8 protein-coding genes are annotated in these 14,979 nt (G+C 42.9%); all 8 read left to right on the plus strand.

Annotated features, from left to right (window positions below):
- On the plus strand, positions 1-444 hold a 444-nt coding region (locus N482_RS05450), incomplete at its 5' end, for a hypothetical protein (RefSeq protein WP_231100798.1).
- A gap of 257 nt (positions 445-701) precedes the next feature.
- Complete coding sequence (astB, locus tag N482_RS05455; RefSeq protein WP_063376103.1) at positions 702-2,039, plus strand: N-succinylarginine dihydrolase; 1,338 nt, start codon at positions 702-704, stop codon at positions 2,037-2,039.
- Between the two features lie 217 nt (positions 2,040-2,256).
- Positions 2,257-3,072, plus strand: coding sequence for a DUF350 domain-containing protein (locus N482_RS05460; protein ID WP_231100799.1), 816 nt, complete (start codon positions 2,257-2,259; stop codon positions 3,070-3,072).
- A 540-nt stretch (positions 3,073-3,612) separates the two neighbouring features.
- Positions 3,613-4,956, plus strand: coding sequence for a tetratricopeptide repeat protein (locus N482_RS05465; RefSeq protein ID WP_063376105.1), 1,344 nt, complete (start codon positions 3,613-3,615; stop codon positions 4,954-4,956).
- Entirely contained in the window at positions 4,946-6,160 is a 1,215-nt protein-coding gene (locus N482_RS05470; protein ID WP_081227778.1) for a FecR family protein, read from the plus strand. The genes N482_RS05465 and N482_RS05470 overlap by 11 nt, the downstream gene beginning before the upstream one ends.
- A gap of 10 nt (positions 6,161-6,170) precedes the next feature.
- The gene (locus N482_RS05475; RefSeq protein ID WP_063376106.1) at positions 6,171-11,906 is read left to right on the plus strand and encodes an Ig-like domain-containing protein; all 5,736 of its coding nucleotides are present in this window, start codon (positions 6,171-6,173) and stop codon (positions 11,904-11,906) included.
- A gap of 22 nt (positions 11,907-11,928) precedes the next feature.
- Positions 11,929-12,747 (plus strand): MBL fold metallo-hydrolase, encoded by an 819-nt coding sequence (locus N482_RS05480; protein WP_063376107.1) that lies wholly within the window; start codon positions 11,929-11,931, stop codon positions 12,745-12,747.
- On the plus strand, positions 12,744-14,969 hold the full coding sequence (locus N482_RS05485) for a CHASE2 domain-containing protein (protein ID WP_081227779.1): 2,226 nt from the start codon (positions 12,744-12,746) through the stop codon (positions 14,967-14,969). Before N482_RS05480 ends, N482_RS05485 begins: the two co-directional genes overlap by 4 nt.
- Positions 14,970-14,979: the final 10 nt, after the last annotated feature.

Consider the following 14,979-nt stretch of genomic DNA (forward strand, 5'->3'; position numbering starts at 1 on the left):
AAGTGTGATCCCGCCCTGGGTAATGAAAAGCAGATATTTATTGTTTGGTGCTATATGTTGCTTTTTTACACTTGGAGTGTATTGCAGGGCGCTGAATGGTATCGCTTTTTGGGAGTCGGAGAGCATATGGCTCAAATGGCGGAGCACGGACTATTGGAGCCTGCAATTGTCACTTCAATGATTGTGCTCATTTTAACTATTTGGGGATTCTACGGTTTATCTGGTTTTGGAATTTTACCGCGTCTTCAGTTCCAAAAGCTTATACTCGGACTTATTATCTGCGCACTAATGTTTCGAGGTATTGGCTTTCCATTAATCATGTCTCGTTTTCCTGAAAACTCGCTCACTTTTTGGCTTGTAAGCTCAGCTATTTGTTTGATTATGGGCGCATGTTTCGCAGTTGGTACATGGTCACTGGTTAAAAACACGGCAAAAGCCTCATAGTGCCTAATTCAGACAGTGTCAACTGGCAATCAATTTATTTTTAAAGCTATTACTTTCCTGTATACCGAATGCTTCCATAATTTCTGACTATAGTAATAGCTGGCACCATACTTGATAAGTAAACAAGTAGGCTCGTGTCTAATTTTCATCTGCACTATCCTATGTAGCGCGAATAGTGGACTAGGTAGGGCTGTCAGGTTTAAGCACAAACATAACAAGTATTGACATGGTGCAAGCTGCACCAAAAGGGGGCAAGAATGAATTATTATGAAGTGAATTTCGATGGACTTGTTGGACCAACACATAATTATGCTGGTCTGTCATATGGAAATGTAGCTTCTAAAGCAAACGCAAGTAGGTTCTCAAATCCTAAACAGGCAGCACTACAAGGCCTTGATAAAATGAAGGCTCTATCTCAATTAGGTTTGCATCAAGGCGTTTTAGCCCCCAATGCTCGGCCAGATATAAAGACGTTGAGAGCGCTTGGATTTGCCGGTAGTGATGAACAGGTCATTTCGAAAGCGGCAAAAGTCGAGCCGCAATTATTAAAAGCTTGTTATTCTGCATCATCAATGTGGACAGCAAACGCGGCCACCGTATCACCGAGTAGTGATACACAAGACAACAAAGTTCATTTCACACCAGCCAATTTGAATAACAAACTGCACCGAGCTATTGAAGCTGATACCACAGGGCGTATTTTGCAGTCAGTCTTTGATAATGATGAGTACTTTTCGCACCATACTCCATTGCCTCAACACAGCCTATTTGGAGATGAAGGGGCTGCCAATCATACTAGATTGACAGACGCCTATGGACACGCTGGACTGGCGGTATTTGTCTATGGTGAAGACGTCAACAGCACCGTGAGACCAAAGAAGTTCCCAGCAAGGCAAACACTGCAAGCGAGTCAAGCTATTGCTCGAGGACACCAGTTGAATTCAGACAGGTGTTTGTTTATTCAGCAGAACCCAAATGTAATAGATCAGGGGGTGTTCCACAACGATGTCATTGCGATTGGAAATGAAAATGTATTTTTGTTCCATGAGCAGGCCTTTCATGAGCAGGTAAAAGCTGTACATGCTATTCGACAGTCTTATACAGGTAGTAGGCCGCTGCATTTAATTGAAGTGTCAAATGCAGATGTGAGTGTAGAAGATGCTGTGAAGAGCTACATATTCAACAGTCAATTAGTAAGTTTACCAAGCGGAGGGATGGCACTGATCGCCCCAAGTGAATGTCAGCAAGTAAACAGTGTTGAAACATATTTAGGCACACTAAAAAGTGCCAGCAACCCCGTCAACGAGATTATTTATCTTGATGTAAAACAAAGTATGCAAAATGGCGGTGGGCCTGCATGCCTGAGGCTTAGAGTCACACTATCCGAGCAAGAGCTTGCCGCATCTAATCAAGCTTGCTTATTAACAGATGACTTGCATAAAAAGCTAACTATGTGGATCGAAAAGCATTATCGCGACAGATTGTGTGAGCAAGATTTAGCAGACCCTCAACTGCTCAATGAAAGCTATGCAGCATTGGATGAGCTTACGAATATTTTGTGTCTCGGCTCGGTTTACGAATTTCAATTGCCTTAAGGTACATAAAAGGTGCGCGGAACATTGCGCACCTGCATTTTACATGTTTTTACGTTAATTCGAGACTCATGCAATCAATCAATGTAGAATTATTGCTTAGATAGGAATAATTAAGCTTGATGCATAGAGCACTGGTTGCTTGGTAACTATTGTGCCGCATAACTCGTAATTACTTAAAAACTATAATATCAATATGTACGATTCTTTAATAACAACAATGCAGAGCCTCAGTTTTGTTGGTCTACTGCTGATCATCATGTTTATTGCAAAGTGGCTGTACAATTTCACCACTCCTTACGATACATTCAATGAAATACTGATAAAGAAAAATGCTGCTTTAGCCACGTCTGTAGCTGGGTATATCGTTTCCGTTGCGATCATTTTCTGTGCAGTTTTGATGGGGCCAAGCAATGGGTTGGTGAATGACCTAATTACGGTAGCCGGATACAGCCTAGCGGGTATGGTGATGTTACTCATGTCTAGAGTCATTAATGACAAATTAATTTTGCACGCGTTTTGTAATAGCGCCCAACTTATAGAAAAGCAAAATACTTCAACTGGGGTTGTACAAGCGGCTAGTTACATTGCAAGCGCATTACTAATTGGGGCATCTTTACATGGAGAGGGCGGTTGGGCATCCGCTATTGTGTTTTATGGATTGGGACAAATCACGTTAGTACTTTTCGCTCGAATTTACGACCTTTTGACCAGTTACAATTTGATGACTGAGTTGGAGTCTGGTAATAGTGCCGTTGCGGCGACATTTTCAGCGACCCTGATTGCACTGGGGATGGTGTTGTTACATGCGCTTGTTGGGGAGTTTGAAAGCTGGCATTCCAGTATTACCTTGTTTGTACAAGACGCAGTGATAGGATTTGTCATTCTACCGTTAGCACGTTTATTTATCGACAAGGTCATGTTTCCGAGCGTTTGTATTAATAAAGCTGTCGGGGAAGAGCACAACATGTCAGTTGCACTTGTTGAAGGCGGAGTAGCCCTGTCAGTGGCGGGTGTGATAGTAGTTGTGTTGTAACAATGAGTAAATTCCGGTGTGTAGCAACAACACTTACTTCTACTATATATTACGTCTGGTTTCGAAAATTGTGTATTAAAGGTCCTATCTGCATGATAAATAAAGCTTTCTAAGTTTCAAATACTACCGAACTACTCCATATTAATTCGCTACAACCGAAGATGGCGTCGTGAGCAGGTTAAATAGAGTGTCATTATATCCGAGTCAGGCGCGTTGTTGGAATAGAGGGTATAGGCCACCAACTAGGCCCCATTCTAGCTTTCAATAACGAGCGCTCAAATGTGTTACTAAACTCAATAATCATAGTTAGTTTATAATTATTAATATGTTACGAAGCTCATTGTGATGAGTATGCTTCGGTAGACGAAATATACCTGAAATCAGAAGTGAATTATTGAACTTGTTGATTATACTTTAATCATCCTATCTAGGCATTTTGTACGTGTTCTAGTCGATTGGCAATTCTCCGATTCGATTATTCGGTTTTGTTTGAGGTAGATAGTGATTTTCATACGATAACCAATGAGTGGGTGATTAGCTATGTCACTAGTACTTCGATGCGCACGTCTATTTGTGGCTCTGGTTGCATGTTGTGCGAGTTTTCTTTGTTTAGCTCAGGGAAACTCCTCTACAGCAAATGAAGCCTTTGAAAAAACAATATCTGAAATTCACAAAGCTTTAGTAAATAAGAACTACCAAGCCGCTTACACAAAGGCCGAACAAGGTATCGATGAGTTTGCTGGCGACCCTAATTTTGACTTCCTCTATGCTCAGGCCGCGCTTGAAGCGGCCAAGTATGATGAAGCTATTTTTGCACTTGAAAGGGTACTCGTTAGTTGGCCGGACCATGTGCCAAGTCATTATTTACTAGGGTTATCATATGCAAAGCAAAAGAACTATGGGCAAGCAAAGCAGATTCTTCAGGGGTTGCTCTCAGCCCAATTGACGTCCGCGATGAGGGGGAACGTTACACGTGCTTTAGATTCAATAGAAACGCGTTCCAGCGACTTAGAAGAGTCTTATAACCATGCAATTTCGTTGGTGCTTGGACACGACTCAAACGTAAACAGCGGTGCATTGGATGATAGGGTAGTAATTGGCGGAATACCTTTTTTACTTGATAAAACAAGTCAAAAAACAGCCGATAACTTCATGCGATTTCGATACAGCTTTAAAGCGAAATGGCAACAGACTCAATATCAGGCTTGGAAATTAGATGTCGATTACTCAGACCAACGTCATCAAGACACTAACGATTACGACCGATATCAAGGTACTGTCAGAGTGGGTTACGAACACAAAAAAGACAATGCAGCCTTTTCAGTTGGTGGGCAGTTTGGCGTATTAACTCTAGATGATAATACCTATCAGCAAGATGTTGGTTTATATGGCAGTGTTCAATATTACTTTTCGGGAAATTGGTTTACCGCAATAAGCGGCTTTGCTTTTTTACAAAATAACGTACAAGACAGAAATTTGGACAGCCGTATATTCACAATACAGGGCGGAGTTGGTCACTCTTCTGACTTATGGCTGGTACGCGTTGATGCCGGATATACTTGGCAGCCAGCTCGGTATGATGAAGGCGAGCACTACGGTCGAGACTATGACTTTATTTCGGGATCAGTATCTCATCGCACATCGGAAAATAGTTTACTGTCTTTTAAAGCCCAGTATAGGGATATAGAGCATCGAGCAGTTCATCCTTTTTTTCTAGAAACCAGAAATGAAGAACTCGTCATTTTAAACCTCAATTGGCGATATCAATGGGATCAGGCATGGAGCATCGACGTATCAGCATCCTATTACGACAAACACAGTTCCATTACTTTATACAGCTACGATCGTACTGAGTGGTTCACAGGAGTCCGTTATGAATTCTAACCTTACACCGTTTAATCAAAAGCAGCTTTGCATTGGTGCTATGGTACTTAGTTTGTTGTTACCACTTTCTGTATCTGCTGCGCAGGCTGGCAAAACCATCATGTCTCGAGGAGAGGTGGTTGCAACTGACACCGCAACTGAGGCGTTAAGAAATTTAAAAAGGCGCAGTCCAATTTATGACGTAGATATTGTCAATACGGGTGCTGCGGGGCAAGCGCAGTTACGTATGCAAGATGGTGCTTTGATTGCTTTAAAGGCCCAAACGCAGCTAAAAATTGATGAATATCAAATGGGCAGCGCAGATGGCGGTTCTGTTGTAATGGAGCTTATTTCTGGCGGTTTGCGCACGATTACTGGTGAAATAAAGGGTGATAAAGGCAATTATAAGCTGAAAACTCCCGTGGGAAGTATCGGTATTCGAGGAACGCATTATGAAGTTGAGTTGAAAGATAATGAATTATTCCTCGCCGTATGGGATGGCACAATTGAGCTAGATATGAGCAATGCGACAGGAGGGGATGAAGGGCCTGTTTTACTCGGTAAAGGTGGAGATTTCTCTTTTGCAAAAGTGAGTCAAAGCGGCGCTGTCACGTCCTTGCTTAAGCCTCCTTCACAGCTATCCTCAATCTCTTCTACAGTGAGCCAGTCAGCCCAAAGTACGGAAACGGATGAAGAAACTGTCGCAATTTCAAATACAGAAGTAAACACGACAACACAAACGACGCTACCCTTTTTAGCCGGTAACGTTTCACAAATTGTGAGAGATGTTTCTCAAAACGAATTTATTAACGAACAGGAACTGGATAGCTTAGGTGTGAAACCTTTGTCGGAATTGATTGCGGAGCGCTCAGGTAGTAGCGCGTATTCTGTATTGGACAGAATAGACGCAACCTCTAGCTTGGGGGCCGTCAGTGCGATTGATATGCAAATGACAGTGAACTTCGACAGAGGTACGGTTGAACAAGGTGCTTTGACATTTCAAGACTCCGGAGGCGAGTGGTTTGCTGCATTTAATGGCTTGATTAACCAAGAAGGAATGACTTTGGGCGTAAACTTTGCTGCTCATGGGCAAAGTTTGGCTACTGGCACTATCCAAAGTCAGTTTACGAATGGATTAGACCGTTTAACAGGCTCTTTTAATTTACAAGAAGTAGAGAACCCGAGTGTAGTTGCTCAAGGGGCTTTCATTTTGAGTCAGCCTTAGGAGATGGAAAATGCGCATTCAGTCAATTTATCAAACGCTTACTGCTGCTATAATCACAGGCTTTTTATTAACAGCTTGTGGTGGTGGTGAAAGTAAACCATTACAGCAATCCAGTAGTGCTGGCGACAACGCTTCTCCTACGCAACAGGCTCCGCAACAACCGAATCTGGTATCGAACACGCCAAAAATAGTCAATTTTTCCTATCAACCTCGGTTTCGCTTCGCTCGACTAACTGAAAACCAAGTTGTTGACGAAGTCATGATCAACGGAACTGGGGATCTTATACATCCGCTTGATACAGTGACAGAGCGCGGTAATTTAACCGTCTCGGTTGATAACATTGAAGACCCTGACGGCATAGGTCGCGTCTTGGTAGGGTTCAACGACACTGAGCAAGCGATTGTCTTATGCGAAAACAATTGTTCTTCACCTTTTAAATTTACTCAAACTGGTATTAACCCTTTCAACTTTGGTCAACAGAGTGGTTCAATTAACATACAAGTGTGGGTTGAAGACCTTGAAGGTAATGCGACAGTTGTGGCAACAAAGCAGGTTAATTGGATCCCTAGAAGTGTTGTTGTGGAACCATCCCAAAGGGGTGAAGATGGCACGCTCTCTGTGAGCTGGCAAGCGCTGGAAGAAGCGCTGCGATACAATGTATACCTCGCGCAATCCCCCATCAATGACCTTTCTAATGTGACTTCATTACCTGATGGCAGACGTGTTATTGCGCTGAGTGAAACTAGCCAAAACTTTACAGGCTTAGATCCACAAAAGCATTATTACTTGAGGGTAACTGGAATTGATGGCAGTGGTGAGAGTGCGTTTAGTGGCTCTATAATGCTACCTGCAACAGATTTAATTTTACCCGTTGTGAACGATGACTCATTTACAGGGGAGCAGTTTCAAACAATAAGCGGAAATGTGCTGAGTAATGATCAGGATTTAGGGTTTGGGCCTTTAGAGGTTGTGGTGCCAGCTGTAGTGGCCCCACAAAATGGTGTGCTTAACCTTCAGTCAAATGGTAATTTTACTTACACTCCAAATGAGAGCTTTTTTGGCTCTGACAGTTTTGTTTACCAAGTTGTCAACACACAAGGCGCCACTGCGCAGGCTACCGTTAGCATTACCATCGAGAGAACTAACCAAAACCCCATGGCTATTCCAAATAGCTATGCATTACAAAAAAATAGCGAATTGACTGTTTCAGGCGGTGGACTATTAGTCAACGACATTGATTTTGATGGTGATTCGGTTTCAGTCAATCCTACACCAGTAGTTAATGTGCAAAATGGTACGTTGACGCTTAACTCCGATGGTACTTTTACGTATGTACCGACTGCGGACTTTGTTGGGGCAGATTTCTTTCAATATCGAATTGAAGATGGTAATGGTGGTTTTGCGACAGCTGATGTGTCGTTAAGTATTGAGGAAGAGTTGAGCAATACACCGCCTGTAGCAGTGAATGATAATTATGAAACAAGCGAAGATATTCAACTGCAAACACCGGCACCCGGTATTCTAGAAAACGACAGTGATGACCAATTAGACAGCGACAGTACAAGTGTAATTGGTTTGCAAATAGACATCTCTGAGACGACAAAAAGTGGTACTTTGGAGCTTACCAGTGAAGGTGGTTTTAGATATACACCAGGAGAAAACTTTTCTGGTCAGGACTTTTTTGTCTACCAAATCACTGACCAACAAGGTGCAACCGCTGCCGCGTTCGCTGTTATAAACATTGTTCCGGTCAATGATCCACCTATGGCAATAGATGACTCTGTAGAAGTCACTGCTGGGGCACAAATCGAAATTGATGTAGCAAATAACGACTTGGATATTGACGGCGTGTTAGATCTGTCTACGCTGACGTCAGTTATGCAGCCAATGCACGGTAGTTTGTCTCTCAACAGTGACAATAAATTTGTCTATCAGAGCGAGTCTGGTTTTGATGGAACAGATTATTTTACCTACACGGTGAAAGATAATGAAGGTGCGGTATCCAATGAAGCATTTGTTTATATCTTTGTAACTACAGAGAATATACCGCCAGTTGCGGTGAATGATGTCGCTTCAACATCACAAGATGTGTCGGTTAATATCAATGTACTCGCAAATGATAGTGACACGGATGGCAGCCTGAATGGTGCAACATTGGAAATTGTTACAGCGCCTGAAAACGGCAGTGCCAGCATTGAATCACCAGAACATACTATTGTTTATATTCCAGCGTCGGGCTTCGTCGGAGTCGATACTTTTGAGTATCGGGTACAAGATAATAGAGGGGATTTCTCAAATACGGCAACAGTTACTGTCACAGTTTCTGCGGCTAATCAGTCACCAGTTGCAAATAATGACAATGCAGAGGTAGAGATTGGCAAATCGATATTTATCGCAGTATTGGAAAATGACTCAGACCCCGATGGATTGATTGATTTCAGTACGCTCGAGGTAGTAAGTTCGCCTACAAAAGGTACGGTGAGTATAGAGTCCACTGGTGCATTTTCTTATGTTCATACTGGGACAGCCGTTGGCACTGATAATTTCTCATATAGAGTGAGAGACAACGCGGGGGCGTTTTCAAACAACGCACTTGTTTCAATTACAATCGTTGAGCCTGATACAACGCCTGTGGCGAACCCTGATAGCGCGACGCTTGATAAAAATACTTCCGTCATGATTGACGTGTTAGCTAATGACGATGCAAAAGGTCTTACCTTGGTGCCATCAACGATTGAAATTGTTACGCCGGTTGCACATGGCTCCACCTTTATTGACACGTCAACAGGCTCTATTAGTTACATACCGATGAATAATTTTGTTGGTAATGATTCATTTACTTATCAAGTAAATAATAATAGCGGGCAAACTTCTAATATCGCGACTGTCTCGATTGTCGTAAATGATAGAAACTATGCACCTAGTGTCACAGGTGGTTCAGCCAATATTCAAACCAATGTGTCCGATGGTGACTTTGTGCTTCAAGTCAGTGCTTCAGACCCTGATGGTGATGATATTAGCTTGAGTCTAATTGGTGACGATGGTGGACTATTTGCAATTGCACAGGATGGCAGAATTACCGTGGCTAATTCGTCACTAATCGCGTCTAACGGGGCGGTGACTTATAACCTGACTGTTCAAGTGTGTGACAGTGTGTCCCCCCCACTATGTGCAACAGACTCTATTACTATTAATGTCACAGTTGCGCAAACAATATTCGTTGCTAACAAGCTGACTACCTTCGGAACGGATGGTGAAAAGGTCGTGCGTTTGAGATCGTCGCTGGAATATCATGAGGTCGGGCAATCAATCGTACTTTCTGATGGTAAAGTTTTGGTAGTAGGGGGTGTTGGTACTTGGGTTGAAAGTATTAGTAGAAATATTCATAGAGCCATCGTTACTAAGAGGTTACCTAACGGGTATCCAGATACCAGTTTTTCTAGTCAAGGCGTATTTTCGAGCTACTTTGGGATAGAAGTCTCAGACCAACCTCAAAACATAGTTGCTAAAGCGGTTGCTGTTGACAGTGAAAACCGCATTTATGTAGCTGGCTATGCTGATTTTGGGGCAACGGAAGCCCAAGAGCTGTTGCTGTTTAGGTTAACGCCAAGCGGCGCACATGATGCGTCTTATGGTGCGGGCTCAGGCTATACTAAATTGCCTCTGACAACGGGAGCACGCATAACGCCTGTTGCTGTCATGGTGGATGATTCTCAAACAGTGACTGTATTGAGTGATGTTAAAGTAGGTAATAACACTATAATTGCATTGACTCGAGTAGATGCATCTGGGGATATAGTTGGCTCATTGGATTTAGCTCCTAGCTCTTCTCAATATGCAGACGGCGTTATTGACTTGGGTACTCACTTGCTTGTTTATGGCGAAGTTATGTCAGAAGCGGGAAATAAAGATCTGTTATTTGCACGGGTTAATAAGTCCACTTTGTTGCTTGATACGGATTTCCAATCATCAGGCTTCTTACAAATAGATATTTACAGTGCTTCGTTTGATAATCAGGTTCATGATGCCATTGAACTCAGTGACGGAAAAATATTACTCACAGGTGATTCATACTTAACCGGCGGTAGTGACAAGTCTGCATTTATCATGAGGTTAGATAGTAACGGTAATATGGACACCACTTTCAATTCAAGTGGTTATATACTCTACGAATTAAATCAACTTCCCGTGTCTGGAATTGAAGGACAAGATTTCTCAGCTTGGAATGCCTACGGATTTGGCATTTATGCTGATGATAACCACTATTATGTTGGAATTGGGCGTGGCCAATTTAGTACTTCATCCAACGCAGCGCAAATAATCAGAACAGATCACAGTGGCACAATAGATTCTGCTTGGCTGCCTGACAGTGGCGGGCCAACTGCATATCGTCAATTTTTATTAGCACCTGTTAACATGCACCGCACTACTGAAGGGTTCTTAATGCATGGTTATCAATATCGTTCAGTCGGTAATAGTTTCTTTTACTCACTGTGGTTGGGGGAAATTACATCCAGTGCGCAGTTTAACGCTAATTTTGCGTCTGGTGGACAACTCGACTTAGATACAGGCGATGGAAACGAAACCTTCAGTTCTGGGCAAAGTGCAATGGCCGCCTCAAATCAAGCATTTATTGCTGGGCATGCGACAAGTTGGCAAGGTGGTGAAGTGCCCTACATTTATAAGTTAGATGATACAGGTAACGGCGTCGCTAACTTTGGCAATATAGGTAAATCTCAGTTTGCATTGAGTGCCACGGGGACTACAAGCGCCATGGTAGAAACAGAGGCTGGCAATCTATTATTGGCAGGAAACCAAAATACCAGCCAAGCTTTCATTGTTAACATGAGCAGTGCTGGGGCGCAAGACTTTGACTTCAAACCAGATGGAAGCGGCAGTGCTATTAGCATTAATGCTGGCGATTATGGTGGCACCGGCAGCACTGTTGTTGTAACCAAGTTATATAGTTTAATCACTGGTGATTTCTTAGCTTTTGCCAAAATAAATGATGGGTGTATTGACCAAAGCCACGCATTTATTTACTCCAGCGTTGGACTTATGTCTGGGCATTTCCAGTACCCAGTTCCCAGTGGAGTATCTTGTGGCACCACCGCGCGCGGCATTGATTTTATTCATCCAGTTTCGACCTTTTTAGTCGGAGTAGGAACTGATGAGCAAGAATTTACAGAGCCTCGTGTGATTTTAGCCAAAGCAACAGTGACAGGTGTATTAGACCCTACTTTTGGTACGGCGGGGGTCGCTGCACTGGATATAGGGCTTGTCACAGGTGAAACGTTGGCACTCAAAGGGTCGTTTGTCGATGGCGAGGGACGGTTTGTTATTTTTGGGACCGGTGGAACGAAGAATTTTGTGGTCAGAGCCAATGTTGACGGTTCTTTAGACAGTACCTTTGGCACGAATGGTGTCTTTATCTTCGAACAGTTAGGCACAACGGCTGTGGCTGTTAAACAAGGATGGGTTCAAAGTACAGGTGAGTTGGTTATGTTTTTACAATCAACCTCAGGCCTTGACGTCTACGTCGCTCGAGTGAAGTTAACAGATGATGCAGGTACATTAGACTTGTCATTTAACTCAGTCGGTTATCAGCAGTTCAGTGTAAGCATGACAGGGCAGCTAGAGTCTGCTATTAGTTTAAATAACGGCGATAGCTTTGTCCTTGTATTACAGCAAGATGAACCTAAAGTGATTGTCTTGCAAGCTGGCAAGATAGAGATCTCTGACTAGCCGACAGTGAGGTTTGTACACGATGAAGTTAAAATTCTACGGCGTACGGGGATCTATCCCAACGCCGGGACCTGACACGGTAAAATATGGAGGAAACACTGTGTGTGTTTCCTTACAAAGTAGTTCTAGCGCTCATATTATTTTGGACTCGGGAACTGGCATCAGAATACTGGGGGATGAGTTACTCAGTGACAAGCGACCGATATGTATTTTACTGAGCCATAATCATTGGGATCACATACAAGGCTTTCCATTCTTTGTACCTGCTTATATGCCTAATCGCGATATTACGATTGTTCCTGGGATTACAGAAGAGTTGGCTCCTGATGCAATATTAAAGCAAATGCAAGGTAGCTACTTTCCTGTTCAGTCTAAAGATTTACCCGCAAACGTTAAATTACAGGTTCAAAAACAAGATTCTTGGCTTTATCAAGATATCAACATAGAGCGAAAAGCGATGAACCATCCAGGAGGGGGCAGTGCTTATCGACTCACCGTGGATGGTATTACAATCGTGTATGCAATTGATAATGAACTCTATCCACCCAATGAGCCTGTGACTAGCTTTGATGATTGGGCTGCGTTTGTGAATGAAGCAGATTATTTGATCCATGACGGACAATTCATTCCAAGTGATTACCCATTAAAAATGGGTTGGGGCCACTCTCAAATCAAGGATGCTTTGGCACTCGCCGAGTTGGGACAGGTTAAAAATTTAGTCATTATTAGCCATGATCCTGCACGCACCGACGCTGATTTGGATAAAATAAACGAAAATATCCAAAATAGTAATTATCCATTCTATACTATTTTAGCCCATGAGGGGCTAGAAATAACATGAAGCTAAAGAAGTGGTTCAAGCTTTATCGCCTTCAATGGATCTCTGGCGCAGTCATCACACTTTTATTCATATTACTTCATTTCCTTGCCTTGTCACCAGCTTCACCTTATGGACAAGTTATCAAGCGCTTTGAGGGCCTTGCATATGATGTTCGATTAAAAGAGTCTCTAGTATTTCAGCAGCGCTCGTTCTTGCCGATTCTCATAGTTGATATCGATGAACAAAGTCTTATTGAAGTTGGAAGGTTTCCCTGGAGCCGACATGTGATGGGTCAGCTTCAAAGTCAGTTGGCAAATGCTGGTGTTGCTGTGGTTGCTTACGACGTACTGTTTTCGGAACCTGAGCTGAACCCTGCCATGCAAGTTGTTAGTCACTTGGGTGGTAGCAAGACCGATATCATCAATACTTTAGAGGCACTTGCGCCAGATATTGATGCTGATATCGCATTTTCGAAAACACTTGAAGCAACCGATACAGTATTAGGTATGTTATTTGAGCATCAAGAAGACATTTTGGTCGGTAACTTGCCTGCTCCCGTTTTTACTAGCAAAATTAAACCCAAAGAGTTGCCTATCCCTGATTTTGCAGGGCATGTTGCCAATGTAAGAGTATTGCAGCTTAACAGCCCTGGTACAGGGTTCATCAACAGTGCACCAGATGGTGATGGATTTGTCCGATACTCGATGTTAATGATTAAACATAATGAAGAGGCATATCCCGCACTCGCTTTAGAGGCTGCGCGACTTTATACGCTCGCTGATGAGGTAAAAATAGTCGCAAAACCTTTTGGGGATGGGCACAGTGTGCAGGGGATTAAGCTGGGCACGACTTTAATTCCGACAGATGATTATGGCAGAGTTGCTATCCCATTCAGAGGCCCTGCATTTAGTTTCCCGTATGTATCTGCGATTGATGTGTTAAAAGGAGAAATTGACGCGAAGTTATTTGATCAAGCAATTGTATTTGTTGGCACGTCTGCTGTTGGCCATGCCGATTTACGAACAACACCTGTAGGTGTGCAGTACCCGGGTGTTGAGGTTCACGCAAATGTTTTAGAAGGGCTCGTGTTTCCTGAGTTACTGCCATCAAGGCCTGATTGGATTGACGGGGCCGTAGTTCTGTTATTACTGTTGCTAGGTATTATAACCTCTATTGTTTTACCCATTTTGGGTGTGTTTGGAATGACCTTAGTTGCGCTTTTTATTACTGGCGCTTTTATATTTTTTAGTTTCTATGCGTGGGTTGTATGGCGACTCGACTTTCCACAAGTGGCGGTACTGGGACTAACGATTACTCAAACCACAGTTTTGGGCAGTCTAGGCTTTGTGAAAGAACATAAAGAGCGCGTACAAATAAAATCAATTTTCGACCAATACGTTCCGCCAGCCCATATAGCTTCGATGCTAGAACAACCAGATCAGGCTTCAATGGAAGGAGAAAAACGCGTAATGACAGTATTGTTTGCAGACATTAGGGAGTTTACAAGCATTTCTGAGTCCTTGGATGCAGGCAGATTAAAAGCTTATCTCAACCAGTATTTTTCTCCCATCACTCGGATTATTTTTGAATACCAAGGCACAATAGATAAATACGTTGGTGATATGGTTATGGCGTTTTGGAATGCGCCCCTATTAGTGGATGACCACCCAGAACTTGCCGTGAAATGTGCGATGCAAATGCAGGTACAAGTGGATGCGTTGCAAGCACAAATGAAAGCGCAGGGGTTCCCACCATTTGCCATTGGGGTTGGGCTCAATACTGGAGATATGAACGTTGGCGACATGGGCTCAGAGTATCGCCGAGCTTATACGGTATTGGGGGACGCAGTAAATCTTGGTTCACGTTTAGAGGGACTCACTAAATTCTATGGCGTTGGTATTTTAATTAGTGAAATGACCTTTGAACATTGCCCGAATATAATGTTTAGGCCGATCGATAAAGTAAAAGTGAAGGGTAAAAATGAGGCCGTCACTATCTATGAGCCTATTGCATTTAAAAATGATATTACGAACGAGCAACTGGAGGAGCTTGAAGCACATAATTCAGCTTGGCAGTTGTATTTATCGCAATGTTGGCAGGAAGCTTTGCCAGCTTTTACTAAACTTATAGAGTTGCAACCACAAAGAAAGGTTTACCGCTTGCTTTGTGAAAGAGTGCGTGAGATGCAGTTACGTCCGCCTGGTGAAAATTGGGACGGCAGTTACACGCACAAGTCTAAATAGAAAAGGCATG

The organism is Pseudoalteromonas luteoviolacea NCIMB 1942, assembly GCF_001625595.1.
Classification (GTDB): domain Bacteria; phylum Pseudomonadota; class Gammaproteobacteria; order Enterobacterales; family Alteromonadaceae; genus Pseudoalteromonas; species Pseudoalteromonas luteoviolacea_A.

What these genes read in the sequence shown, in the direction of transcription:
- N482_RS05460 (WP_231100799.1), top strand. Translation starts at nt 2,257, where the DNA reads ATGCAGAGCCTCAGTTTTGTTGGTCTACTGCTGATCATCATGTTTATT.
- N482_RS05465 (WP_063376105.1), top strand. Translation starts at nt 3,613, where the DNA reads ATGTCACTAGTACTTCGATGCGCACGTCTATTTGTGGCTCTGGTTGCA.
- N482_RS05475 (WP_063376106.1), top strand. Translation starts at nt 6,171, where the DNA reads ATGCGCATTCAGTCAATTTATCAAACGCTTACTGCTGCTATAATCACA.
- N482_RS05485 (WP_081227779.1), top strand. Translation starts at nt 12,744, where the DNA reads ATGAAGCTAAAGAAGTGGTTCAAGCTTTATCGCCTTCAATGGATCTCT.
- astB (WP_063376103.1), top strand. Translation starts at nt 702, where the DNA reads ATGAATTATTATGAAGTGAATTTCGATGGACTTGTTGGACCAACACAT.
- N482_RS05470 (WP_081227778.1), top strand. Translation starts at nt 4,946, where the DNA reads ATGAATTCTAACCTTACACCGTTTAATCAAAAGCAGCTTTGCATTGGT.
- N482_RS05480 (WP_063376107.1), top strand. Translation starts at nt 11,929, where the DNA reads ATGAAGTTAAAATTCTACGGCGTACGGGGATCTATCCCAACGCCGGGA.